Source organism: Rhodococcus sp. T2V (genome assembly GCF_029269925.1).
Lineage (GTDB): Bacteria > Actinomycetota > Actinomycetes > Mycobacteriales > Mycobacteriaceae > Rhodococcus_F > Rhodococcus_F koreensis.
The window spans coordinates 1-444 of record NZ_JARJBD010000517.1 but is presented as its reverse complement, the minus strand read 5'-3'; the positions used below and the strand labels follow the sequence as shown (position 1 = coordinate 444).

The window sequence follows — 444 nt, the reverse complement described above, 5'->3', positions numbered from 1 at the left end:
CGAATGTACTTTTATAAATACTAAAGCAAAACAATGTATTTCAATTTGAAAAATAAGAACAATATGAGATAATAATTATGTAAAATGAGTTTATGGTTGTGAAAATAATAAAATTATAAATCAAAAAGATTTAATCTAAAACTCAAATATGAAGCATGGATAAAAAATAGAAAGGAGTAGAATTCTACCAAAATAATTTCGATAAATATGAAATTCGCAAGACCGGCAGCAGAGCCAGTTCCGAGCCCTCCACATTCGAGCCGTCGATACCGGACGCGGCCTGCACGATCCCGAGCCGGTTCTCGGTGATCAGGGTCCGGCCCTTGCGCGCGACGACCCGGACCGCTTCCTGCTCTACCAGCCGCCGGCGGGCCGCGTCCCGCTCCTCCGGGTCGGTCGGCGAGGACACGATCCGGCCCTCCACCTTGGAGAACACCTTGCTGG

General features: G+C 46.2%; 1 pseudogene. It reads right to left on the bottom strand.

The annotated features are described in order from the left end of the window. Nucleotides 1-223: 223 nt before the first annotated feature. Nucleotides 224-444: pseudogene (locus P3H15_RS55205) on the bottom strand (coenzyme F420-0:L-glutamate ligase); the annotation flags it as partial.